Origin of the sequence: Vreelandella titanicae (assembly GCF_014697095.1) — a bacterium.
Taxonomy (GTDB): domain Bacteria; phylum Pseudomonadota; class Gammaproteobacteria; order Pseudomonadales; family Halomonadaceae; genus Vreelandella; species Vreelandella titanicae.
The window spans coordinates 4,221,014-4,245,720 of sequence record NZ_CP059082.1; the positions used below are offsets into that span (position 1 = coordinate 4,221,014).

General features: G+C 52.6%; 25 protein-coding genes. 8 read left to right on the forward strand and 17 right to left on the reverse strand.

Annotation, left to right across the window (positions count from 1 at the left end):
- Positions 1-6: 6 nt before the first annotated feature.
- The 3 genes from HZS52_RS19530 to HZS52_RS19540 are packed head-to-tail and all read right to left on the reverse strand — an operon-like array spanning position 7 to position 3,460.
- Positions 7-1,470, reverse strand: coding sequence for an N-acetylmuramoyl-L-alanine amidase (locus tag HZS52_RS19530; protein WP_041158036.1), 1,464 nt, complete (start codon positions 1,468-1,470; stop codon positions 7-9).
- Positions 1,461-1,976 carry a tRNA (adenosine(37)-N6)-threonylcarbamoyltransferase complex ATPase subunit type 1 TsaE gene (gene tsaE, locus HZS52_RS19535; RefSeq protein WP_039859770.1) on the reverse strand — a complete coding sequence of 172 codons (516 nt, stop codon included), beginning with the start codon at positions 1,974-1,976 and terminating at the stop codon, positions 1,461-1,463. The genes HZS52_RS19530 and tsaE overlap by 10 nt, the downstream gene beginning before the upstream one ends.
- An 11-nt stretch (positions 1,977-1,987) precedes the next feature.
- Positions 1,988-3,460, reverse strand: a complete 1,473-nt coding sequence (locus tag HZS52_RS19540) for a bifunctional ADP-dependent NAD(P)H-hydrate dehydratase/NAD(P)H-hydrate epimerase (protein WP_035539151.1) — start codon at positions 3,458-3,460, stop codon at positions 1,988-1,990.
- A 97-nt stretch (positions 3,461-3,557) separates the two neighbouring features.
- On the opposite strand from HZS52_RS19540, the gene queG reads away from it, so the two are divergent.
- Positions 3,558-4,685 carry a tRNA epoxyqueuosine(34) reductase QueG gene (queG, locus tag HZS52_RS19545; protein WP_423250060.1) on the forward strand — a complete coding sequence of 376 codons (1,128 nt, stop codon included), beginning with the start codon at positions 3,558-3,560 and terminating at the stop codon, positions 4,683-4,685.
- A gap of 4 nt (positions 4,686-4,689) precedes the next feature.
- Here the strand turns inward: queG and orn are convergent, their stop codons facing one another.
- The 9 genes from orn to HZS52_RS19590 form a co-directional block, all read right to left on the reverse strand.
- Positions 4,690-5,295 carry an oligoribonuclease gene (gene orn, locus HZS52_RS19550; protein WP_190373425.1) on the reverse strand — a complete coding sequence of 202 codons (606 nt, stop codon included), beginning with the start codon at positions 5,293-5,295 and terminating at the stop codon, positions 4,690-4,692.
- Positions 5,296-5,548: 253 nt separating this feature from the next.
- The gene (locus tag HZS52_RS19555; protein WP_190373426.1) at positions 5,549-6,523 is read right to left on the reverse strand and encodes a 2-hydroxyacid dehydrogenase; all 975 of its coding nucleotides are present in this window, start codon (positions 6,521-6,523) and stop codon (positions 5,549-5,551) included.
- Between the two features lie 24 nt (positions 6,524-6,547).
- Positions 6,548-7,258: a GntR family transcriptional regulator gene (locus HZS52_RS19560; RefSeq protein ID WP_190373427.1), complete on the reverse strand. Its 711-nt coding sequence runs from the start codon at positions 7,256-7,258 to the stop codon at positions 6,548-6,550.
- Positions 7,259-7,440: 182 nt separating this feature from the next.
- The gene (locus tag HZS52_RS19565) at positions 7,441-8,484 is read right to left on the reverse strand and encodes an L-idonate 5-dehydrogenase (RefSeq protein WP_190373428.1); all 1,044 of its coding nucleotides are present in this window, start codon (positions 8,482-8,484) and stop codon (positions 7,441-7,443) included.
- Between the two features lie 9 nt (positions 8,485-8,493).
- Entirely contained in the window at positions 8,494-9,261 is a 768-nt protein-coding gene (locus tag HZS52_RS19570; protein ID WP_190373429.1) for an SDR family oxidoreductase, read from the reverse strand.
- Between the two features lie 11 nt (positions 9,262-9,272).
- A complete protein-coding gene (locus tag HZS52_RS19575) occupies positions 9,273-10,472 on the reverse strand; it encodes a mandelate racemase/muconate lactonizing enzyme family protein (RefSeq protein WP_138800058.1) in 1,200 nt (399 codons plus the stop codon).
- A 12-nt stretch (positions 10,473-10,484) separates the two neighbouring features.
- Positions 10,485-11,792: a TRAP transporter large permease gene (locus tag HZS52_RS19580; RefSeq protein ID WP_190373430.1), complete on the reverse strand. Its 1,308-nt coding sequence runs from the start codon at positions 11,790-11,792 to the stop codon at positions 10,485-10,487.
- Positions 11,782-12,303 carry a TRAP transporter small permease subunit gene (locus tag HZS52_RS19585; RefSeq protein ID WP_190373431.1) on the reverse strand — a complete coding sequence of 174 codons (522 nt, stop codon included), beginning with the start codon at positions 12,301-12,303 and terminating at the stop codon, positions 11,782-11,784. The genes HZS52_RS19580 and HZS52_RS19585 overlap by 11 nt, the downstream gene beginning before the upstream one ends.
- Before the next feature lie 57 nt (positions 12,304-12,360).
- Positions 12,361-13,386: a TRAP transporter substrate-binding protein gene (locus tag HZS52_RS19590; RefSeq protein ID WP_039859763.1), complete on the reverse strand. Its 1,026-nt coding sequence runs from the start codon at positions 13,384-13,386 to the stop codon at positions 12,361-12,363.
- A 618-nt stretch (positions 13,387-14,004) separates the two neighbouring features.
- On the opposite strand from HZS52_RS19590, the gene rsgA reads away from it, so the two are divergent.
- The 3 genes from rsgA (at position 14,005) to asd (ending at position 16,951) form a co-directional block, all read left to right on the forward strand.
- Positions 14,005-15,024 carry a small ribosomal subunit biogenesis GTPase RsgA gene (gene rsgA / locus HZS52_RS19595; protein WP_190373432.1) on the forward strand — a complete coding sequence of 340 codons (1,020 nt, stop codon included), beginning with the start codon at positions 14,005-14,007 and terminating at the stop codon, positions 15,022-15,024.
- An 18-nt stretch (positions 15,025-15,042) separates the two neighbouring features.
- Complete coding sequence (locus HZS52_RS19600) at positions 15,043-15,885, forward strand: sulfurtransferase (protein ID WP_022523983.1); 843 nt, start codon at positions 15,043-15,045, stop codon at positions 15,883-15,885.
- 232 nt (positions 15,886-16,117) lie between these two features.
- On the forward strand, positions 16,118-16,951 hold the full coding sequence (gene asd / locus HZS52_RS19605) for an archaetidylserine decarboxylase (RefSeq protein WP_190373433.1): 834 nt from the start codon (positions 16,118-16,120) through the stop codon (positions 16,949-16,951).
- Between the two features lie 21 nt (positions 16,952-16,972).
- On the opposite strand, the gene HZS52_RS19610 is transcribed toward asd, so the two are convergent.
- Positions 16,973-17,626, reverse strand: a complete 654-nt coding sequence (locus tag HZS52_RS19610) for a TetR/AcrR family transcriptional regulator (RefSeq protein ID WP_141441294.1) — start codon at positions 17,624-17,626, stop codon at positions 16,973-16,975.
- A 182-nt stretch (positions 17,627-17,808) separates the two neighbouring features.
- Here HZS52_RS19610 and HZS52_RS19615 point away from each other — a divergent pair, with 182 nt between their 5' ends.
- Positions 17,809-18,984 carry an HlyD family secretion protein gene (locus tag HZS52_RS19615; protein ID WP_051430615.1) on the forward strand — a complete coding sequence of 392 codons (1,176 nt, stop codon included), beginning with the start codon at positions 17,809-17,811 and terminating at the stop codon, positions 18,982-18,984.
- Positions 18,981-20,531 (forward strand): DHA2 family efflux MFS transporter permease subunit, encoded by a 1,551-nt coding sequence (locus HZS52_RS19620; RefSeq protein WP_190373434.1) that lies wholly within the window; start codon positions 18,981-18,983, stop codon positions 20,529-20,531. Before HZS52_RS19615 ends, HZS52_RS19620 begins: the two co-directional genes overlap by 4 nt.
- A 28-nt stretch (positions 20,532-20,559) precedes the next feature.
- Here HZS52_RS19620 and epmA read toward each other — a convergent pair whose 3' ends face one another.
- Together epmA and efp are read right to left on the reverse strand one after the other, a co-directional pair.
- A complete protein-coding gene (epmA, locus tag HZS52_RS19625; protein WP_009287746.1) occupies positions 20,560-21,540 on the reverse strand; it encodes an EF-P lysine aminoacylase EpmA in 981 nt (326 codons plus the stop codon).
- An 86-nt stretch (positions 21,541-21,626) separates the two neighbouring features.
- Complete coding sequence (gene efp / locus HZS52_RS19630; protein ID WP_022523987.1) at positions 21,627-22,193, reverse strand: elongation factor P; 567 nt, start codon at positions 22,191-22,193, stop codon at positions 21,627-21,629.
- Positions 22,194-22,357: 164 nt separating this feature from the next.
- Here efp and epmB point away from each other — a divergent pair, with 164 nt between their 5' ends.
- The gene (gene epmB, locus HZS52_RS19635; protein ID WP_190373435.1) at positions 22,358-23,392 is read left to right on the forward strand and encodes an EF-P beta-lysylation protein EpmB; all 1,035 of its coding nucleotides are present in this window, start codon (positions 22,358-22,360) and stop codon (positions 23,390-23,392) included.
- 72 nt (positions 23,393-23,464) lie between these two features.
- Here the strand turns inward: epmB and HZS52_RS19640 are convergent, their stop codons facing one another.
- Both HZS52_RS19640 and HZS52_RS19645 read right to left on the reverse strand, forming a co-directional pair.
- Positions 23,465-23,851, reverse strand: a complete 387-nt coding sequence (locus HZS52_RS19640; RefSeq protein ID WP_039859760.1) for a type II toxin-antitoxin system VapC family toxin — start codon at positions 23,849-23,851, stop codon at positions 23,465-23,467.
- Position 23,852: 1 nt separating this feature from the next.
- Entirely contained in the window at positions 23,853-24,092 is a 240-nt protein-coding gene (locus tag HZS52_RS19645) for a type II toxin-antitoxin system Phd/YefM family antitoxin (protein ID WP_161463459.1), read from the reverse strand.
- Between the two features lie 248 nt (positions 24,093-24,340).
- Here HZS52_RS19645 and HZS52_RS19650 point away from each other — a divergent pair, with 248 nt between their 5' ends.
- Entirely contained in the window at positions 24,341-24,706 is a 366-nt protein-coding gene (locus tag HZS52_RS19650) for a hypothetical protein (protein ID WP_022523991.1), read from the forward strand.
- Position 24,707: the final 1 nt, after the last annotated feature.

Sequence of the window (24,707 nt, forward strand, 5' to 3'; positions counted from 1 at the left end):
GGCACCTCATGAACGGGGAATCTGTAACACTTGGCCAACGCGAATCACGTCACCATTCAGGTCATTGGCCTGCCTCAACTGATTAACCGGCACGCCATGACGCACAGCAATCGCTGACAGGGTGTCTCCCGACTGAATACGGTACTCGTTACCCGAAGGGCGACGCTGATTATCACGCTGCCAGGCAAGCAGGCTGGCCGGCGGTGGGAAGCGCTCGAAATGCTCGCGCAAACCGCTGAAGATAGCCTGAGAAAGCCCTGATTGGTGTACTGGGTCGCGTAGCCGACGCTCTTCGTCAGGGTTAGAGATAAAGCCAACCTCGATCAACAGCGAGGGGATATCGGGAGACTTCAGTACCATAAACCCAGCCTGCTCGACCCGCGACTTATGCAGCCGGTTAATGCGGCCTAACTGCTCCAATACCTGACCACCGATCGAGAGCGAGTCATTCAGCGTGGCAGTCATGGTCAAATCCAACAACACGCCGCGCAGCACCTGGTCTTTATCACGCAAGGAGAGACTGCCATCGACACCGCCGATAAGGTCGGAGCGGTTCTCACTATCCGCCAGCCACTGGGCGGTTTCCGAGGTGGCGCCGCGCTGAGAAAGCGCATAGACCGAGCTCCCTTGGGGTCTTGGGCTGGTGAAAGCATCGGCGTGTATCGAAACAAAAAAGTCGGCTTTCTGCTCACGTGCCAGTGCGGTACGCTGACGCAACCCTATATAGTAGTCACCATCCCGCACCAGCACGGCTTTAAAGCCCTCAGTACCGTTCACTTCAGCGGCTAGGCGACGGGCAATTTCCAGCACTACGTCCTTTTCCCGTGTGCCTGAAGGGCCAATCGCCCCTGGGTCTTCACCACCATGACCGGCGTCGACGGCAATAATAATATCGCGCCTTGGGTGCGGCTTGGCTTCCTGCACTTCTGTCGGCGCTGCCTCGCTAGGCGGCGCCACGCTGTCCGACAGCTGGCCTTGAGCAGATGCCCGCTGGGCCTGAATTTCCTGGTCCCGAATCATCGCCTCAATGGGGTCAATCGGATTCTCGACGGCACTCTCACCAGGATATTCGAGATCAACGACCAGTCGGTGACCGTACTGGTCGTTAGGTGTCAGGGTAAAATGGCGTGGCTCAATTTCTCGATTGAGTTCAAGCACTACCCGCAGGCCCCCACCCTCCCGCACGCCGGTACGCACCGAGGTAATTGCACTGTCGTGCAAAGGCAGCGTACTGGGGTCGGTATCCATTTGGGTATCATCTAAATCAATCACCAACCGCGCCGGGTTCTCCAGCGAAAATACGTTGGCATTAGTCGCAGCGGAGAGATCAAACACCAGCCGGGCATGATCTGGCGCCGCCCAAAGCCGCATGCTCTCTACGCTGGACGCTTGTACATCAACCGCCGCCAGGGCAAAAAAACCGGCGGCTAATAAGCGATATACGCCTGCCGCTATGCCCTTCATTTCCATTGAATCACACCGTTCTCCAACTGGTCGGAACCTTCTTTACTGACTGCACTTACCTTACTTCGCAATAATTCAAGCATACGCTGACCGTTATCACTACCCGCAGCTAATGAGACTAAACGCCCTTGCGCCACTACTTCCAAGGTTAGGCGCAGGTCAGGCGCTGGCAACCACCCTTCACCGCGGCTGGGCCACTCAATAATGGTGACTGCATCGTCGGCCAGCACGTCTCGACCACCAATAAACTCAAGCTCTTCTGGATCCGCTAAGCGGTATAAATCCAGATGATAAACCCGCTGATCGTTCAACTCATAAGGCTCTACCAAGGTGTAAGTGGGGCTTTTAACCGCCCCTTGATGGCCGTAAGCCCGCAGGATGCCACGCGTTAACGTGGTTTTACCGGCACCTAGCTCACCCTCTAGATAGACGAGCCCGCGTCCTTGCAATACGTGCCCGAGAGTTTCGCCAAAAGCGACCTGGGCCTCTTCGTTGTCTAATTGCACCTGCATGTGGGCTGCCTTCACGGATTAATCAATTTTCGCGCATAGGATGCCAGATCGCTGGCCAGCAGGCCACGCTCGCCTTCTTCCGCTGCCGCGCGATCGGCCGCTAACGCATGCACCATGGCACCTAGCCAGACACTAAACTCTACCTCGCCCCGCTGAGCAACCAACGCCCCCAGCATGCCGCTGAGCACATCGCCCATGCCGCCGCTGGCCATACCGGGGTTCCCGTAAGGGCACACCACCAAACCGCTAGGCCCAGCAATTAAACTGCCCGCGCCTTTTAAAATCACCACACCACCCCGAGCGCGTTGCAGTGCCTGGGCAGCAGCGGGCCGGTCGGACTGGATATCGGCAACGGAACAGTTCAATAGTCGCGCGGCCTCACCGGGGTGTGGAGTCAAAATCCAGTTATCACGGCGAACCTCCGGCCACTGGCGCGCCAGGAGGTTAAGCCCGTCGGCATCTACCACCAGCGGCTTATCTGCCTGCAGCGCACTCTGCAGCACCGCCTGCCCCCAGGCAGCTTGGCCAAGCCCTGGCCCGACCACCACAACGTCAGCGTTACTGGGCAGTTCAGCGGCCTCAGCGCCACCGCGTACGCCATGAGCCATCACCTCCGGGCAACGCACCAAACTGGCGGCAATATGTTCTGGGGCAGTCGCCAAGCTTACTTTACCCGCCCCTAAGCGGGCAGCAGCCTGACAGGCCAGCAGCGCGGCACCTCCGAAACCAGGGGCGCCGCCCATGATCAGCACATGGCCCATGTCGCCTTTATGGCTGGTACGCAGGCGTGGTGCAAAAGCCTCTGCCAGCAGCGAATCATCCAGCCGCCAAGCCGTGGGGGGAATATCGAAATAGGCCTGGGCTTTGACACCCAGGGGTCGAAAGTCGATCTCGCCAGTATAGGCAGGGGCATCACCTGTATGTAATCCAACCTTATCGCCAATAAAGGTCACCGTGCAGGAGGCCTTCACAGCAATACCCGGTACCGCACCGGTGTCGGCAACCAATCCAGAGGGAATATCAATCGCCAGGACTGGCTGCTTTGCAGCGTTGATCGTTTCAATAGCACGCTTGAAGCGCCCCTCTACTTCACCGGTCAACCCGGTACCCAGCAATGCATCAACAATCACTTCGCCGGTGAGCTCAATCCCAGCGTGCCACTCCTCGCAGCCCACGCCCGCGGATGTTGCTAATTCTGCGGCACGGGCCGCGTCGCCGCTGAGCTCTTCAACGGACTTAAGGGTTATCCGCTGCACTTTGAGGCCCGACTGCATGGCTAGCGCTGCCAGCACGTGACCATCGCCACCGTTGTTGCCACTCCCACATAGCACGGTGATACTACGTGCTTGTGGCCAGCGGGAGCGGAAGCTGTGCCAGGCGCTTGAGGCGGCGCGCTGCATCAATGCAAAGCCATCGATACCCCCGGCGATCGTGCGCCGATCGAGTTCCTGAACCTGGGCGGCTTTATAGAGGGGGCGTAGCATGGAAGTATTCGGGACTGTCACGATCGCTCCTTTCACATGTTTTGATGGCTGCCAATGCGTTAGCATAGCGCGCTTAATGCCTTGCTGTTGATTGACTATGTCGAATTCCACTGCCTTTGCACGTTCTGATGGTGCAATGACTGACCAGAAACTTGCTCGCCTTGCCGACCTGATTAAAACCTGGGGGCGAGAGCTGGGTTTTCAGCAGGTGGGCATCACCGATACTGAACTGTCGGCTCATGCAGACCACCTCGACGCGTGGCTGGAAAAGGGCTACCACGGCGAAATGGGCTTTATGGCCAAGCATGGCACCAAGCGCACTCGCCCAGAGGAGCTGGAACCCGGCACTCAACGCATTATCAGCGTGCGCATGGATTACCTGCCCGCCGAGGTGGAGAGCACCAAGGTGCTCGGTCAGCCCAACCGCGCCTATGTATCGCGCTACGCCCTTGGCCGTGATTATCACAAGCTAATCCGCAAACGGTTAGCCCTATTAGCAAAAAAAATTGAGCAGGAAGTCGGCAGCTTCGGTTACCGCGCTTTTGTCGACTCAGCGCCGGTGATGGAACGCGCTCTGGCTCAAAAAGCGGGGCTTGGTTGGTTTGGCAAAAACGCCATGCTGCTCAACCCCAAGGCGGGTTCGCTGTTTTTTGTTGGCGAACTCTATACTGACCTTCCATTGCCCATTGACGCACCGTTTGAGCACGAACACTGCGGAAGCTGTAACGCGTGCAAGGTGGCCTGCCCCACCGGCGCCATTGTTGACGATAAAGTGGTCGACTCGCGCAAGTGCATTTCGTATCTCACTATTGAGTTGCACGGGGCGATTCCAGTCGAGTTTCGTCACACCATGGGCAACCGTATTTACGGCTGCGATGACTGCCAATTGGTATGCCCTTTTACGCGTTTTACCCATATTACCCAGGAAGATGACTTTGCGCCGCGCCATGACCTGGATCGCGCATCGCTTATTAGCCTGTTTGGCTGGGGCGAAGCGGAGTTTCTGGATAAAACCGCTGGCAGCCCCATTCGGCGCATTGGCTACCAGCGCTGGCTGCGCAATATCGCCATTGGCCTGGGCAACGCGCCCTGGAGCGAGGCCGTTGAAGCCGCGCTCTGGGCGCGCAGAGCCTACCCAAGCTCGCTGGTGCGTGAACACGTCGCCTGGGCGCTTGAGGAGCAGCGCCTCAAACGCGGTGAGCTAATTACTACTGACGGGGCTTAAGCGCTTACTCTTCTTCGTCGCTGCGCTGATCAACGCGTAAAAATGTATTGCGGTAGTGGGCCAGCTCGGCAATCGACTCTTTAATATCGTCCATGGCCAAGTGCACATTCTGTTTACTAAAGCCCGCCAGCGCACCGGGGTTCCAGCGTTTGGCCACTTCTTTTATGGTAGACACATCAAGATTGCGGTAGTGGAAAAAGTTGAGCAACGCAGGCATTTCACGCTCGAGAAAACGACGATCCTGATGGATGCTGTTGCCACACATGGGCGACGAACCTGCCACTGCGTACTGCTGCAAAAACGCCAGGGTTTGCTGCTCAGCTTCAGCGGTTTCCACTTGGCTTGCCTTCACGCGTGCGACTAAGCCTGATTCGCCGTGGGTTTTCTGGTTCCAGTCATCCATCTGCGCCAGCAGACTATCGGGCTGCTTCACCGCAATAACCGGCCCCTCGGCGACCACATTCAAATCCGCATCTGTAATGAGCGTGGCTACTTCAATGATGCGCTCTTTATTAGGATCGAGACCGGTCATCTCTAGATCAATCCACACCAGCAGATCATTCCGCGGCGCTGTTTTTCCTTCTGTTGAACCCGTCGTATCGTTGCTCATTACCGTTATCCTTTTGCCTAAATGGCTATTCAAATCATGCCATTGTGCCTTAAATTTACGCTTACAGTTAAACAAGGGCCTGTGGACGTTTCAGCGTGAATCACGACGAAACGTCCACAGGCCCTATAAATTCTCGCACTTTAACACGAGAGGAAACAGTTCCGCATCTGCCGCTGAAGCTATATCATCAGCAAACTATGCCGTTTTAATTATGGGTAAAGATTCACAAGCAGATCTCTGATTTAATTGGCATTTAAGTAGAAACAATGTTCACAAGATCGCCGTCACCCTTGGAAAGTTTATTAATATTGCGTGCCATCGTTAACTGGCGGCGCTTTACCGTACCGTGTGTCCATCCTGACATGTGCGGGGTCATAATCACGTTGTCTAATTCATGGAAAGGAAGAGAAGCGGGTAAAGGGTTCGACTCTGAGCCTGCTGGATAGACATACCAAGTATCTATGACCGCGCTAGCAATTCTCGACTCATTTAGGGCATCAAATAACGCTTTCTCATCAACCACGCGGCCACGACCAACATTGACAAAAACAGCGCTCCTTTTCATATCTTTAAACTCTTTTTGACCAATAAAACCTTCAGTATCTTTAGACAGCGGAAGCGTATTAACGACAATATCGACATCTTTCAACATAGAAGATAGATCATCAAAAGCATAATATTTTTTTATTTGGTTAGACGCTTCAACTATGCTCCTATTTGCTATTGAAACATCCATTCCAAAAGCATGAGCTCGACTTGCCAATTCTTTCCCAATATGTCCAAAACCGATGATACCTATGGATTCAGAAGATAGCTCAGTGCGTAGGCCTGATGCACCACCAGCCCAATACTCCCAGTCACGATGTCTTAATTTTTTATCAGCATCCGCTAGAGGAACATGTCTCAGCAGCAGAGCTGATATAATATACTCAACGATGGCTTGCTCATGGCCAAAACAATTACAGACCGTTGTTGTGCTTGGAAGCAGAGAGAGGTCTAAACCGTCATAACCAGCGCCTGGGACATGAAACAACTTTGTTTTTGTTAAAGTAGGTAGCGATGAATCATGTTTGACACCAACAATGACATCAGCACCGGCATAGCAAGCAATATCTTCTTCGGATTCGAGCGTATCTGGCAACAGTTTTATGGTGTGATCGTCCTCAAGAAGGGATTCAAAATTGCTAAAAAATGTTTGTGCATTTTTGCCATGAAAGACTATGTCCATGGAAGCTCCAGTATTGTTATTAAATTAAGGTTGTTTAAATTCCATTCTTATATCAAAGACACTAGGAGGTAATTCATCGCTTAAAACCGGCAACATATCTTTCACAAAGTCAATAAGCTTATCAGATGCCAGTGCGGCTTGTTCTGGCTTACCGGAAAGTATGGCATCCAGGACAGCGATATGACCTTCCACGGTACTATCAAGACTTTCCCCACCGGCAGTATAGGAATGATAAACCCAGCCAATTCTTCGAAAAATAGTATGCAGAGGTCTAAGCGTATACTGTAGAAAAGGCTCACCGCACGCGGAAAGCACCATTTGGTCTATTTTGCTATCATAAGCATTGAATTCAGAGATAGTTAAAGACTCACTTGTTTTTAACAAGTTAGCTATGTGGCGAAACTGACTTCTTTGCGCGTCGCTTGCCCTTTGGCTAGCCAGCGATATAACAAACCTTTCAAGGTCTCGACGTAAGTCAAGCAGTAATGAAGCACGAGACAAGTCTATTGGTGAAATCTGGACACCTTGTCGCGGATGAATAATCATTAACGTATCAGCAGCCAAACGAGTTGTCGCCTGATACACCGGCATTCGATTAAAGCCTGTCATCGTTTGTAAGTCTTGAATCCTAAGATGGCTGCCTGGCTTTAGCTCGCAGGTGACAATGAGTTCTTCAAGCTTATCATAGGCGAGATCAAGCAGGTTCTGACCCGCATTACTAGTTTTATTGCTCATATCTATTCAGCCATTGTTATCGGACAAAACTTGCCTATTTTTCCATGCATAAGCTCGCCAAATAAAATATTATACTTGGTAAATAAATAAAAATACTCATCGCACCCTTCATAGCAAACATAAATTTAACATTCAATCAACCTCTATCAAAAAAAAGCACAACAAATTACCATGTAAAAAACTCATTTTCCGTCAAAATCAAGCTGAACTTTCATGGATTTTTCACGCAGAGAAGCTAGATCGAAAGCAGACTTTGCCTCTCCAAAAGGTATAACTGAAGATACGAAAGGTTTTAAATCAACCACCTTTCTATCAATAAGATCAGCTGCCTGGGAAAATTCCTCGTCAAAGCGGAAACTCCCCATCATCTTAACCTCTTTAGCAACCGCTAAATTTAAGGGAAATGGAATCTCACCACCTAAACCGACCAAGATAATAATACCGCCGGGCTTAATAATCTCTAATGCCGACGCAAGTGCTTTGGGACTACCCGAGCATTCAAAGATAACATCTTGGCTACCCTTCCCGTGAGCAAGGGAGGTCAACGCATCTGGTTGGCTATTGAGATTAACACTACGATGCGCACCTAATTGAGCCGCAATCGCTAAAGGAGCATCAGAAAGATCTGTCGCGGTAATATATTGAGCCCCAGCACGAGCAGCAGAAAGTACCGTTAAGCAGCCAATCGGCCCGCATCCCGAGACTAATACGCGACTCCCAACCAAAGAGCCTGCTTGACGTACAGCATGGAGACAAACGGCTAAAGGCTCTGCGCAGGCAGCATATGTCAGGTCAGTATCGGGTTGTAGCGGGTAGAGTTGTTGGGCTGGAATCGTGATATTTTGGCGAAACAACCCCTGTTGATGAGGAAAACGCATGGCACTTCCAAAAAAACGCATGTCTTCGCATTGGTTTCGTTGGCCATTTTGACAGTACTGGCATTTGCCACAAGGCATAGAAGGATTCACAGCCACCTTATCGCCCACTTTCAAATGTGAAACACCTATGCCAAGTTCCGCGACAACACCAGCTACTTCATGTCCTAGAACCATAGGCTCTTGCAACCTTACCGCACCAAAACCGCCGTTATGGAAGTAATGAAGGTCAGAGCCGCAAATACCACCTTTACTAATCGTTATTTTTGCTTCACCTGAACCAGGCGGATGCGCTTCTTGATGCTCTTCGACGCGCAAGTCACCGGGGGAGTGTATGACTATTGTTTGCATAAAGGCCCCCTATAGCACTGATATCATGCCGCCATCAGCATAAATTATTTGTCCATTAACATAGGCTGAAGCAGCGGAGCTAAGGTAAATGGCTGTTCCTGCGAGTTCCTCAGGCTTTCCCCAACGACGGGCAGGTGTTCGGCTTTTTACCCATGCATCAAAATCTGGGTTTGAGGTTAGGGCTTCATTCATATCAGTCAACATATAACCAGGCCCAATGGCGTTAGCCTGGATACCATGCTCTCCCCACTCAGCTGCCATCGCCTTAGTCAGCATTTTAACCCCACCCTTGGCTACCGTGTAGGGAGCAACCGTTGCCCGGGCTAGCTCACTGGTTAAGGATCCGATATTAATTATCTTTCCGTAACCACGCTCAATCATTCTTTTTGCCGCTTCTCTGCCGACAACAAAAGCTGAGGTTAAATTAGCATCTATTACACGGTGCCAATCGGATGTTTCAAGCTCAACCATCGGCTTTCTAAATTGTATTCCGGCATTATTTATCAAAATGTCAATATTGATACCAGCTTTATCGAATTGGTCGAAGGCTGATTTAACCTCGCTCTCATTGGTGACATCAAAAGCTGCTATTTCGACATGATAGCCACTCTGAGTCATCTCTCTTTTAGCTGCCTCTAGCCTCTCTAGGCTCGTGCCATTAAGAATGATCGAAGCTCCAGCACTTGCAAGCCCCTCGGCAAAAGCGCGACCCAAGCCCCGTGAAGAGCCGGTAATGAGAGCGGTTTTACCCGTTAAGTCAAAAAGATTCGTTGCCATGGGTGGCTCCTTTAAAGTGAAGTTTTTCTCACGCTCAAATCGGAGCGTTTAAAGAAAGTGGGCAGAAGCTCAACGCCAAGCCCTGGCCCCTCCATGGGGTATACAAAGCCATTCTCGATTTTGGGTACAACCGTTACCAGCTCGGTGTACCAGCCTCGATAAAAAGCTCTTACACTCTCCTGAATGAGCGTGTTTGGCTGACTAAACGACATATGAATGGCGGCCACAAACCCGACCGGGCCAATACAGTCATGAGGAGCAAAAGGGCGATGCCAGGTTTCGGCAAGGGAGGCTATTTTGCGCCCTTCTGTTAACCCCCCAGTCCAGCAGAGATCGACCATGACCACATGGGTTGCGTCACGATCCAGCATGTCTTTATAGGGCCAACGAGAGCCAAGCGTTTCACTGGCACACGTCCAAACAGAGGTAGAAGCAGCAAACTCAGCAAGTGCTTGCGGTGAGTTCATTCGAATTGGGTCTTCATACCAAGTAGGATTAAATTGCTCCAATTCCTTAGCAATATTTTTTGCAGTAGGTAAATTCCACTGAGAATGGAACTCAACCATAATGTCCATATCATCGCCAACGGCCTTACGTATTTCTTCGAAGGGCTTTATGGCTTTTTTCATTTGCGGTGAGGTGATGTACTGGCCACGCGTTTCAGCAGCAATAGGGTCAAATGGCCAGATTTTCATTGCCGTAATACCCGACTCCAGGAGATTTTCAGCCAACTGCGCTGGGCGGTTCATAAAGCCGTCCAGATCCTCATAAGGCCCCTCTGAGGCACCTATATTCCAATTTGAAACCGGCTTGATATTGTTGGTTCGAACGTAACGATAACCTGCGCAAGTGTTATATATACGAATTTTCTCCCAACAAAGCCCCCCTAACATTTGGTGGACTGGCTGGTTACATACTTTACCAAAGATATCCCAGAGAGCTATGTCGATAGCAGAGGCTGCGCGGTATTCAGCGCCTGTTGAAGACTGCGCCATGGGGAGTGATACCATCTCTTTGTGCAAAGCCTCAATATGAAGAGGATCTTTGCCCAACAACCGCTCGGAAAGTGTTTCGTGTATATGGGCCTCTACAGCCCCAGCACCATAAAATGTTTCACCTAAACCGACGATACCAGCATCCGTTTCAACGTGCACCCAAAGCACATTGGAAAATTCTTTTAGTCGATATGTTTTTATCGCTGTTATTTTCATTTTTAATCCTTTTTAGCTGAGTGCGGCAGGCAACCAAAGTGCTATACCAGGAAAAGCCAACATAAATACCAGTATTGCTATTTGTATAAGCATAAATGGCCAAAGCGAAGCGTATATTGTTTGAAGGCTGATCTCAGGTGGGGCAACACTTTTTAAATAAAATGCAGCCGGCCCAAATGGAGGTGACAAAAATGCAACTTGCATCGTTAGTGAAAAGAGCACACCAAACCATACTGGGTCATAACCTAAATGAGTTACAATTGGTACAAAAATAGGAATTGTAAGAAGCAGTATTCCAATCCAATCCATAAACAGTCCAAGCACAAAAAACACTAGCATCATAACCAAGATTGTTGCAAAAGGAGAAATACCTAGCCCAGCAATAAAGCTAGTAACATACTGTTGCCCCCCTGAGAGATTGTATATTCCAATTAATACCGCTGCGCCAAAAGTTACCCATAAAATGATACCGCATGACAGGAGCGTCCTTTTAAGCGCTTGCCACACTAACTCTTTGCAAAGCTCTTTGCGTGCATATATCACCATAAGGGTGGCGCCCACAGCTACCCCAGCTGCTTCTGTAATTGATGTTACTCCTCCATAGATGCACCCAAACACGATAAAAATTAGCAACAGAAACGGAAGGAAACCATGAATGATGTCCTTCCAACCAATGGCTTCGACTTCTACTTTATCGGGCATTGGGGCTAGGTTTGGATTTAACGTACAACGAATATAGATATAAGCATAATAGGCAAGCGCTAATACAAAGCCTGGAACAAATGAAGCGAGAAACAATTTATGCACTGAGACTTCGGCGGTGAGCCCATAAACAATTAGCACAATTGACGGAGGGATCATTGTCCCCAAGGAACCGCCAGCACAGATCACTCCAATTGCCAGTTTTTTATCATAGTTAAGCCTCAACATTTGAGGTAGTGCCACTAGACCGAGCAGAACAATCTCACCACCTATGATACCGCTTATGGCAGCCATAAAGATGGATATAACAAGCGTAACGGTCATTACGCCACCTTTTCGGTGTCCAAATAGTTTATTGAGACTATTGTAAAGGTCGTGGGCTATTCTCGATCTTTCTAACAGCGTTGCCATAAATATAAACAACGGAATAGAGAGTAACGCATACTCAGTAGCCAGCCCATATATAGTTTTGTGGGCAATGGCGATGACGGGAGTACCATAATTAAAGTAAGCGGTTGTGATCGCAAGAGAGCCCGCAGCAAAGGCCAGCGGCACACCTATGGCCATCAGAAATAGAACGCCAAGAACAAGTACTAGGGTAATTAACTCAATCGACACGTCCCTTCTCCTCAGCCAGTGAGCGAGTGTCGATCCCCCGCATATTGTTGACGAAATTGATAATCGCGTAGATCGCTATTATCAGTGCTGCGCATACTATGGCAGGCTTGACTGTCGCAGGTATGGGAGGGTTCCAAGCGGTACCAAAGCGCTCCCACGTTGACAATGCTTTCCATGAACTGGGCCAACCGAACCAGGATACCGCCAAGCAGTAAGTAAGCACGCAAACAAGCTGGATACAGTCGAATACTCGCTTTAACCAAGATGGCGAAGCGTCATATAAGACGGTAATACGAAGGTGCTGGTCGAGCTGCATTGCATAGACTCCTGCCGCCGCATAAAGAATCGCAGATAACCAAAGTGCCAACTCATTGGCCCAAAGGGTGGGAGCTTTAAATATATACCTGGCTAACACTTCATAAAAAGTGACGGCCACAATCACGAGTAGTAGCAAAGAAAAAAGTGCCGTTATTGTTTTTGCAATCGATGACTTATGCTTAGCAGGTGGCATAGAGTCTCTCCTTGAGTAAGCCGAGACCTAATGGCCTCGGTTTATTGGCATTTTCATCTATTCAAGGATGCCTATTTTCGTCATATAGGCGATATGTGAATCGTACGCGGCTTTTGCTTCAGGACTACGTGTCGACCAATCTTCCCACACTGCTTGAGCTGCTTCTCTGAATGCCTGACGGTCTTCCTCGCTCCAATCGTGTAGAGTTACGCCTTCTTGCCTAAGTTCTACTGCTGCTTGACGATCAAGCATCGTGGAGTCTTGAACTATCTCCAATGCAATGGTATCCAGAGCAGAACGAAGTATTTGTTGCTCTGCTTCACTAAGACTATTCCACTTTTCAAGATTCATCGCCACGTGCTCAATGGGCATTGAATGAAAACCCGGATAAGTAGCGTGCTCTGCTATATCGTAGAGACCTAAACCTTTATTCACTGCCAAGGTGGATGCATCCGCGCCGGAAACGGTTCCTGTGGACATCGCCGTAAACACTTCACCAAAAGGCATTACAACTGGGCCAGCTCCCAAACTTGCAAATATTTCAGACTCCATACCAGGAGGAGAGCGGAACTTCCAACCATCTATATCTTCTATCCCCGCCAACTCAGTAGTCGAGCTGAGAGCTTCAGGAGTCGCGACAAACACTCCAACCAAGTGCATATCAAATTTGTGGTATAGTTCGTTAGCTAGCTCTAACCCGCCTCCATCTTTATACCAACCGATTAACTCGAGAGGTGTGTTGTACCCTCCCATGATATCGCCATAAAATTGAAAGGCTGGATTTTTACCCGTTATATATCCTGCCCCCGTTGCATCACCATCAATAATACCCATACTTGCTGACTCAAATGCCTCAGACGCTTTCACTACTGCTGAGTCAGTATGCATTTTTATATCTAAACTACCGCCTGACATTTCGTTTGCCAAATCGGCAAATCGATTAAGTGCCTCTCCTTGTAATGATGAGGAACTATGATGTGTTTGGAAGTTAAGCGTTGTTACATCTTGCGCGTAACTGTTGGTTAAAGGCGAGAGTAAAGCAATGCCAAGCGCTGCTACGATAGATCTTTTTATAGTTTTCATAAGCTGCTCCATGTTTGCGATGCATGCCGTGATATATCACAAAATATTAATAGCAGCCCTCAGATTGCTGTGTCAAATAGCCCTTGGTGAAGATTTTTTAAAGACTCATAAAAAGACTAGTTAGATCTATGCTTATACAACCCTATAATGCAGCCTGGCTCAGATCATAAAATGTATAAGAATACATTTTATGTTATATAAAACATTTCCTTACGAGAGCCACAGCGATTTCAGATGCATACGACATAAGGTCATCTGATTTGACGCCCACAGTAAATGCGTAGTGAGCAGCTACAATGCCTTATACTAATTGATGAGTGCTCTTGAGACATTTCACCAGACAGAGCGAGCGCACAACCTTCGCGAATCTCACCTTGAGCACGGTTGCGATACCTTGTAATGCTTAGCCTTTTTAGGTGTTGATGAGAGCACTGCAATGAGTAGCAGACTTGAATGCAACCTGAATAGTGAAAAACAAAATAATACTTAAATAACACTGACAATAGACCCGTCAAGCAGCTACAAAGGAGAGCTTGGCTACTTGATGGCATCTTTGATAAGTACAATCACACCTTTGATAGGTACAATGACATCTATTGTAGCGATCATCAGGTGGTCATGAGCAAACGTAAATTAAGTCGCCAGCAGCAGTGGCGAGTCGAGAAAGTCCAGGCGGAACGTGCCCAGCGCGCCGAAAAGCGCGATGTGCAAGACGCTGAAAAACTCTCCGCCGGTGAATACGGTGCCGAACAGCCGGGCCGTGTCGTTGCTCACTTTGGACGCACCCTGGAGGTGCGCAATAGCGATAATGAACCGGTGCGCTGTCACTTACGCGCCAACTTGGACGGCCTAGTCACCGGCGACAGAGTGATATGGCGCGCAGGACAAGAAGGCTCCGGCGTGGTGGTGGCTCGTGAAGAGCGCGATAGCGTGCTTAAGCGCCCAGACGCTCGCGGCCTGCTCAAACCGGTGGCCGCCAATATTGACCAGCTGTTGATCGTGTTTGCGGTAGAACCCGCACCTCACGCCAACCTTATCGATCGCTATCTGGTCGCCGCCGAGGCCACCGGTATAGCGCCAGTGCTGGTGCTCAACAAAACCGACCTGCTGCCAGAAGATGGCGGCGAGTTAGGCAAATTATTAGAACGCTATCGCAATTTGGGCTATCCCGTCGTGCGCACCACCACCGCTACCGAAACCGGGCTGGATGATCTGCGCAGCCAGCTTGAAGGCCGCACCTCGGTATTCGTCGGTCAAAGCGGCGTGGGCAAGTCTTCGCTAATCGACCTGCTGCTACCCGATGAAACCCTGCGCATTGGCGCGCTCTCGGAAGACTCGCGTAAAGGTACTCACACCACCACCACGGCACGCCTCTACACCATGAGTCGCGCTGAAGTGGCCGACGGCGATCTCATCGACTCACCGGGTATTCGCGAGTTTGGCCTGGTGCACCTCAACGAGCAGGAAGTCACCGACGGCTTTATTGAGTTTCACGACTATATTGGTCACTGCCGCTTCCGTGACTGCCGCCACCGCAATGAGCCAGGCTGTGCTTTACTCGCAGCGGTCGAGGCAGGCAAGATTCATCCAGCACGCTTTACCAGCTACCGGCGCATACTTGATAGCTTGGATAGCTAGGATTTAGAGGAGTTACTCATGAGCACCGAAAGCCAATCGTCGGAATCCAACCTGCTGCCGCTAATCGTTGAGCCTGAACAGCTGCAGGAACATTTGGATGACCCACAGCTGCTGATTATCGATGTACCGGTCAACGGCGATAGCTATCGCCAAGGCCATGTGCCTGGGGCTATCTTCCTCGATTTTCGCTACTTGATGCGCGGTGAAGGGCCTGTGCCCAGCGACGTTCCCAGCGTCGAGGCGCTATCAAGGCTGTTCAGTGCCCTGGGCTTAACCCGCGATACTCACGTGGTCGCTTACGACGACGAAGGCGGCGGTTGGGCGGCACGGTTACTGTGGACGCTAGACCTGATCGGCCACACTCGCTACTCCTATTTGAACGGCGGCATTCACGCCTGGCGCGATGCGGGCCTGGAGGAGAGCACAGAACCGACCGCCCCAACCCCCAGCGAATACCACGCTGAGTTTCTCAACCCCCAAGCCCTGATTACCTGCGACGAAATCAAAGAAAAGCTCGATGATAGGCAGTTTGCGGTATGGGATGCGCGCTCCAAAGATGAGTACGATGGCTTACGCGGTAACAACAAGCACCTGGGCCATATTCCGGGGGCGGTCAATATGGATTGGCTCCATGCCATGGATCGCAACCGCGCGCTACGTATACGCGATTACGCCGAGCTGATCACCGAGCTAGGCGCCCTGGGCCTCACGCCCGACATGGAAATTGCCACCCACTGCCAAAGCCACCACCGCAGCAGCTTCACCTGGCTGGTCGGCAAGGCACTGGGCTTTAATATGCGCGGCTACGCGGGTTCCTGGGGTGAATGGGGCAACCGCGACGATACGCCGATTGAGAAGTAATTCTCGACAGCTTGCGCCCTGGCGCCAGGAATACGTATAAGCAGACCGTCTTTTTCAGGGCCGGAAAGAGCTCCATGCAATTCCGGCATTCCCGCCATCCATGGCGGTCAGATGAAAAAGCCGAGCGCCCAGGGATGGGTTTACAGCGTGTCTGCGTTACGTATTGCTGGGTTAGCCAGGGCTGATATTTCAGCTCATTTAGGCTTTAAGCCACTGCTACGAAGATATTATTGTGACCCTTTCCCAAAAAGCCTTTTCGCTAATCCAATATCCGCTGCCTCACCACGCGATCTCGCGCCTAACCGGCCAGTTCGCCCAGTGTGACAATCCCTGGGTGAAAAACACCTTGATTGAAACGTTTATCAAACGCTTCAACGTTGATATGAGCCAGGCGCTAGAGCCAGACCCCACCGCCTACGCTACGTTCAACGACTTTTTCACCCGTGCGCTCAAAGCGGATGCCCGCCCACTGGGCGATGGCATCCTCAGCCCCGCCGACGGCACGCTCTCCCAATACGGACGCCTACAGGCCGGACAACTGGTGCAGGCAAAAGGCCACACCTACTCCGCGCAAACCCTGCTCGGCGGCGATACGGCACTGGCAGAAGAGTTCTTAGGCGGCAGCTTTGCCACCGTTTACCTCTCCCCTCGGGACTACCACCGGGTGCACATGCCGGTGACGGGTACGCTTAGGGAAATGATCTACGTGCCGGGGCGACTATTCTCGGTCAACCAAGCCACTGCCAACTGCGTGCCAGGCCTCTTCGCCCGCAACGAGCGCTTAGTATGTATCTTTGATACCGAGCACGGCCCCATGGCGATGGTACTGGTTGGTGCGATGATCGTCGCTGCCATCGAAACCGTCTGGTCAGGGCAGGTGACGCCGCTTGCGGGCTGCCCTCAGCGCACACAATTTAGCCAACCTATCACACTTGAAAAAGGCGCTGAGATGGGCCGCTTCAAGCTCGGCTCAACGGTGGTGATGTGTTTCGCCAAGCCGCCCAATTTCGCAAACAATCCGCTGGGCAGCATGGTGCAGATGGGGCAAACGCTGGGAGCTTATTGATGACCTTTCCCCCTGAACGACCTAGGTCGAAGCACTAGCCGCACCTGAGAGGAAGAGCTCGACACAGCGTCGAGCTCGAGCGTTGCACCGCGTCTCGTCAAGACGCACATGGCGACCAAGCAGAGCGTCAATGTGCCATTCACCAAGCAACATTCCCATAAACATACCGGCCGCTTCACGCGGATCGTCGAGGTCAAGACGGCCGCTATCCACCTGCTCGCTTAAGTAAGCAGCTAGCGCCTGACGGGTCTGGTCGGGGCCGCGAGTGAGAAACAGCTCACCAAGCTCCGGAGCCCGTTCGGCCTCAAAGGCTAAGCCGCGAACTAAACGGATCACGCCCGGCTCGAACACCAACGTCAGCATTCGGCGGCCTAGCTCGTACAGCACCTGCTCTAGGGCTTGGTGATCCCGTCGCCCCTCCTCCAGCACTGCCCAAGCGGTGGAGATATGACGCTCCATCGCCGCTGTGAATAATCCCTCCTTGTTACCGAACTGCTTATACAGCGTCGCCAAAGATCCGCCGGCGCGGGCAACCACTTCGTTAACGCTGGCACCGGCATAGCCCTGTTCAAGAAAAACATCCCGGGCAGCGTCCAGCAGACGTTCACGGCGCGCCACGCCGCGCGACGTTACGCCATCAGTTATGTTGGGATCTGGCGTGGTTGAGCGTGGCATTGACACTCCTATAGAGGTATATAAAGAAGGATTAATTATAAAGACGCGGCGCACAGAAGTAATATTTTTTGCCCTGGAAATGTAATGTAGCATTCATTACACTATTTGTCTTTTTCCCAAGGGAGGTGTCTTTGCCTCACAGGGAGCCCCTAGCAGGAGCGCTATTGCCTTAAGGAGTGGTCATGACATCGAATACTAAGCCGGGCGAGCCCCCGGATGAGCGCCAAAGCAGCCATACCGTCGCGGGTCAAGATGCCCACTCCAGCGGCAAAACTAGCCGCAAGTTACTCGCTATGGTGGCGGGGATTATCGTCCTGGCGGCGCTAATTTGGTGGGGCATGGGCTGGTGGCAAACCGGGCGCTTCATGGAAGAGACCGACAATGCCTATGTGCGCACCGACAGCGTCGCGGTACGCGCCGAGCTATCAGCGCGGGTCGTCGAGGTGGCGGTAGATGATAACCAAACGGTCAAGCAAGGCGATCTGCTGATACGTCTAGACGCCGAGAGCTACCGCGACCAGGTGACCCAGGCCGAGGCCCAGCAGGCAGTGGCCGCAGCCTCAATCGCCCAATCACACCGCCAGGTAGATTTGCAGCAGGCAGCTATCGATCAGGCCACGGCTCAGCAGCAGGCGGCCCAGGCTAATCTTGACCAGGCGCGCCAGCATCTGGAGCGCTCCTCATCGCTTGCCGCCAACAACTATGGCTCCCGTCAGCAGCGCGAAGATGACCAGGCCGCACTGAGTGTCGCCCAGGCAAAGCTTGCCGAAAGCCAAGCCGCGGTTGTCTCGGCCAGGCGGCAGCTAGCCGTGGCCGAGAGCGACGTGACCCGTGCTGAAGCCAATCTGGACGCCGCTAGCGCCGATCTTGACTATGCTCGCCACCAGTTGGATAAGACCCGCATCGTCGCCCCCCGGGACGGCGTGATTGGCAATCTACGCGTTGAGGTCGGCACCTTAGCGCAGCCGTCGCTGACGCTTTTGCAGCTGGTACCCATCGAGTCGGCCTACGTGGCAGCCAACTTTAAGGAGACCCAGCTCGAACGGATTCGCGTCGGCCAGCCAGTCGCGGTGCATTTGGATGCCTACCCGGATATTACCTACGAAGGCATCGTCGACAGCCTGTCGCCAGCCACCGGCACCGAGTTCAGCCTGCTGCCCCAGGACAATGCCACCGGCAATTTCAACAAAATCGTCCAGCGGGTGCCGGTCAAGATCCGCGTCACCGGCCCCACCGAGGCGCTGAGCCAACTGCGCGCCGGGCTATCGGCCGTGCCCGAGATCGATACTCGTCATCTTGAACCACAAAATGACTCCCGCCCTGCCCAGCAGTTGGCAGCGGAGCGGCCCAAGTCATGAGCGAGACGGTCGCCGGCTCGGTGACGGGCGTTAACGACATGCCACCCTGGCCACAGCGCATTGGCTTCATTGCTGCGGTGTTTGGCATGTTCATGGCAATTCTGGATATTCAGATCGTCGCCAGCTCGCTCAACGAAATCCAGGCGGGGCTCTCAGCCAGCGAGGATCAAATCTCCTGGGTGCAGACCGCTTACCTGATCGCCGAGATTGTGATGATCCCGCTGTCGGGCATGCTGATGCGCATTCTCTCCACTCGAGTAGCCTTCACCCTGTCGTGCGTCGGCTTCACCCTGGCGAGCCTGGGCTGCGCGCTGGCCACCTCGATCGAGCAACTGATCGTGCTGCGCGCTATTCAGGGCTTTATGGGCGGAGCGATGATACCCATTACCCAGGCAGTTAGCTTTTCGATCTTTCCCCGCCGGGTGATGGGCAGCGTGCAGGCGGTGATCGGCATGGTTGTCACCATGGCACCCTCTGTGGGTCCCACCGTGGGCGGCTACATCACCGAGACGCTCAGCTGGCACTGGCTGTTCCTGGCCAACGTGATCCCCGGCGTTCTGGTCTGCTGGGCCGCCTGGACATTTCTCGATATCGATAAGCCCAACCACGCGGTCGCGCGCCACCTGGACTTGATCGGCCTGGTATTGATCGCGGTATTTTTGGGCTCGCTAGAGTTTGTGCTTGAAGAAGGGCCCGGCGATGACTGGTTTGCCAGCCAGCGGATCTTGCTGTTCAGCCTGACCTGTCTGGTGGCGGGAGCCTGGTTCTTCATCCGCACCCTGCGCAGCGACCACCCAATCGTCGATCTGCGCGCCTTTACCAACCGCAACTTTGCCATCGGCGCCGTAATGGGCTTTATCATCGGCATCGCGCTCTACGGGCTGGTCTACATCATGCCGCTGTTTTTTGGCTATGTGCGCGGCTATTCGAGCCTGCAAATTGGCCAGGTGATGTTCGTCACCGGGCTGACGATGTTTCTTTGCGCGCCTATTGTCGGTCAGCTGTCCAACCGCCTCGATCTGCGCATTATGCTGTTTATGGGCCTACTGCTGGTCGGCGTGGGCACCATAATGAACGCCAATCTTACCGTGGAGTCGGGCTTTTGGCAGTTCTGCGTGCCGCAGATCGTGCGCGGCATGGGGCTGATCTTGTGTATCATTCCAGCCTCGCGTATTGCCCTGGGCACCCTGCCGCCGAGCGAGGTAGGCAACGCCAGCGGGCTTTTTAACGTGATGCGCAACCTGGGGGGTGCCATGGGACTGGCGCTGATCGATACGGTGCGCGACATCCGCGAGGACTTTCACTGGAATCAGCTCATTCCTGCTATCGATACTAGCCGCGAGGTCGTGGTAGCGGAGATCGCCAAATACCAAGCGATGCTCGCCGGCTCGGTGCCCGATACCTATCACACCGCCGTCGCCATGCTGGCGCAACGAGTCTCTCAGCAGGCACAAGTGCTGGCCTTTAACGACATCTTTACTTGGATGGGACTGATCTACATTGCCAGCGTACCGCTGGTATTCCTACTGCGGAGGATTTCGGCTTGACGGCTTGCAGCCTGTTAGCAACTAGCCGCTAACAGCTGGGCGTTGAGAATGTAAGCACGTCTTCCAGGCGTGCTTTGCCGAGTGCCAACTGAATCAAGCGATCTATCCCCAGCGCCACACCGGCGCCTTCGGGCATTCCGTGCTCAAGTGCGGCCAGCAGCCGCTCATCCACATCCACTTCCGGTAAGCCCAAACGGCGGCGCTCAGCGTTATCTTCAGCAAAGCGCGTGCGCTGCTCAGCCGCATCGGTCAGCTCATCGTAGCCGTTAGCCAACTCAATACCGTTAAGATAGACCTCAAAGCGGGAAGCCACCCACTCACCATCTGCATCTTGATGGCGTCGCGCCAAGGCTGCTTGGCTAGCCGGATAATCAACTACCACGCTTAGCTCCTGCTGGCCTAACTGCGGCTCGATCACCACGCTCATTAACAGGTCAAGACAGGTCTCGCGGCCTTCATCAGCTAAGGATTGGGCAGACATTTGTGCCCGCTCGGCAGCTATCGCCCTCAGCCTATCCAGAGACGTCGTGAACGGATCAACCTCTACGTAAGTATGAAACAACTCCCGGTAGCGGTAATGCACAGGTGGGCCGGGGAAACTGGGCAACAGTGACATAATGAGCGTCGCAGTCTCATCAATCAGTTGATCCAGCGTAAATTGGGGCCGATACCACTCCAGCATAGTGAACTCAATATTATGGCGGGCGCCGATTTCGCCATCGCGAAAACTTCGCGCAAGCTGAAAGATCGGCCCACTGCCCGCTGCGAGCAAGCGCTTCATATGGAATTCAGGGGAGGTTTGTAGCCATAGACGGCGCTGCCCTTTGTCCGTGCGCGCCAGAGTGTGCAGCGACACCAAATGGATATCCGTGCTTCCCCCCTGCCCCAGCACGGGCGTTTCCACTTCCAGCACGTCACGCTGGGCAAAAAAAGCGCGCACTTTGGCCATTAACCGCGCCCGTTCGCGCAGCGTTTCAAAGGACGCTGAGGGTTGCCAATCAATGGCCATAACGACTCCTTGAAAAAATCACCTTAAATAATAATGGCCACGCACAAAGCGTGGCCATTAAGACATACAAGCGCCCTGGAAAGCGATCAAGCGCGTGAGACGTAGTCCCCACTGCGCGTATCAATTTTCAGCACTTCACCCTGGTTGATAAACAGCGGTACACGCACCACAGCACCAGAAGACAACGTCGCAGGCTTAGAACCACCCTGTGCCGTATCGCCTTTCAAACCGGGATCTGTTTCCACGACTTCCAACTCGATAAAGTTAGGCGGCGTCACGGAAATAGCCTTATCATCCCAAAGCGTAATGATATAGGGTACCTGCTCTTTCAGCCACTTGATGGTATCGCCTAGCGCTTTTTTCTCTACCGCATACTGCTCAAACGAGCCATCGGTCTTCATGAAGTGCCACATATCACCATCGGTGTAGAGATACTCCATTTCTAAATCCATGACATCGGCACCTTCCAGCGAGTCACCGGATTTGAAAGTCTTCTCACCTACGCGGCCAGTCATCAAATTCCGCAGTTTAACTCGGTTAAACGCCTGCCCCTTACCGGGCTTGACCAGCTCGTTCTCAACGATCGCACAAGGATCGCCGTCGAGCATTACTTTCAGACCGGCCTTGAATTCGTTGGTAGAATAGTTCGCCATAATGTCTCTCAATCATCCATTTCAGTTATTTGTATCAACAGGTGGTGCGCGAAGCCATACTTTGCCGCTGTCAGCAGGTTTATATACCAGTAGCTATATGCCAGCAGCGTTGCAAATGGCGTCGTTAAATAAGTGCGCGCATGATAACCCGAAGGAGGGCTTTTTTGCAGGAGAACATCATTATTGCCGCGTCTGAAACGCAAAGCCATCGCGACTCACTAGCTCATTCCACTTGGCAGCAGCAGCTTTCTCATGCCATTCGCGATCCGCAAACACTTTGCGAACGGCTGGGCCTAAGCCACGACTGGTTGGCGGGCGCCAAGGCTGGACATGCACTGTTTGACGTATGTGTGCCTGAAGCGTACCTCAACAGAATAGCCTATGCCGACATAAACGACCCGTTGCTGCGCCAGATACTGCCGCTTGGCGAGGAAGCACTAACGCCACATGGCTACGTCGTCGATCCGCTTGAAGAAGCCGAACATCGGCCCATCAAAGGGCTGATCCATAAGTATGCTGGCCGGGTGCTGCTTATCGCCAGCCCCAACTGTGCCATCAACTGCCGCTACTGCTTTCGCCGCCATTTCCCCTACAGCGATAACTCCCCCTCCAGGGCGCAGTGGCAGGAAGCGCTGGATTACCTGCGCGCTGACACCACTATTCACGAAGCGATTCTGTCTGGTGGGGATCCGCTGGCCGCCAGCGATCGCCAGTTGGCATGGCTGGTGGAACAGCTAGAAAGCATCCCGCACCTAAAACGGCTGCGCATTCATACCCGCCTGCCGGTGGTGATTCCCAATCGGGTCGATGACGCCCTGCTTGGCTGGCTCTCCGCTACACGCCTGCAAAAGGTGGTGGTGTTGCATATTAACCACGCCAATGAAATCGACCAAGCGGTGGTAGACGCCTGCGCGCGCCTTAAGCAGGCGGGTGCAACACTACTCAACCAGAGTGTACTGCTGCGCAATGTGAACGATAGTGTCACGGCCCTTACCGCACTTTCTGAACGGCTATTCGAAGCAGGTATTCTGCCCTATTACCTGCATGTACTGGATCCTGTGCAAGGCGCTGCGCATTTTGATGTGCCGGACAGCGAAGCACGCGAGCTGGTTGCTCATCTTCGCGATCATTTACCCGGCTTCTTAATGCCACGCCTAGTGCGAGAAATTCCTGGAAGGGGAAGTAAAACGCCGTTGTGACGCATGTTGAAGAAACAGCCGGCACTGAGACGCTTGAATGGCTCAGTGCTGAAGCCTTAAGCCACAAGTTAGTTATACCCTCCGGATAGGCCCAGCATACTGAGCCACCAGCTCATCCGCAGTAAGCAGCAAAAATCCCTCAGCTTCTGCCTGGGCCACCAAAATTCGATCAAAAGGGTCTTTGTGGATGACTGGTAAATGAGCAACGTTAAGTGTATGCAATGAACTGATAGAAAGTTCTAAATAACCGTTATCCAGCAGCCCACGACGCAGCAAGTGCGGGTCAACGTGAAAATCAGGGCGTTGCAGACTGTTCTTAATGACCACTTCCCATATGCTGGCAGCGCTAAAATAGAGCCTGTTATCTTCGTCATTAATCATAGCTCGCGCATCAACAGAAAGCCTCTCCGGCGCTGCCGCCGCCCAGAGCAAAACATGCGTGTCCAGAAGTAGATTCACATCAACCTCCAAACATCTCGGCTATTTCCTCCTGTCCCATACGATCAAAATCATTAGGTATCTTAAACTGGCCTGCCAGAAATCCCAGACGCTTTTGCTGTCCAGAAGTAGGGCTATCAATGGCCGTCACGCGTGCCATCGGTTTGCCTGCTTTGGCAATAATAAACCCCTCCCCCTCGGCAGCCCTCGCCACTAGCTGAGACAACCGTGTTTTAGCTTCGTGAATATTGATAGCCTCCATATAAAATCTCCTAAAAATGCGACTTGGTTAGTAAGCTTAGTTTAATAGGTCTAGTTTAGCTGAGACGAACGCTTTTACAATGCCTCCCCTTCATTGAAAAAACAGCGCTGGGTGTTGCTACAGTTAATCAAGACATGTCACCCAGATCGTAAAAATATCGTTTTCTGCTAAAGTTATAGTGCTAACGATTTCTGACGTTGAATTAGCCTCAACGTTGGGCATCTCACTCAGCAGGAGGCCATAGCGTTATGTCACCATCCCTCTCGTCCAGACCGGGCGCTTTCGTCCTCTTAATAGCCTCGCTTGCCGGGCTGGCCATCGCTTTATATGCCTATTTCACACCACTAACCGGCGTCACTGGAACGCTTGGGGCACTGGTCGCCATTGTGGCCTGCCTCGCCCTTGCGGTGATGGCGTTACTTCTCTTTAAAGTTAGAGGGCGTGGTGCTTCCATCGTACTGCGGATACTCATACTGATGGGGCTTGCCGGTACATCTTTCGCCGGAATGCTGCTGCATCAGTGGTGGATCAGCGCAGCCATGGTAGTCGGTCTGATCGGCTTGATTGTTGATATGGTTCGCGCAACCCATCACGCCCGTCTCACCCACACCTGAG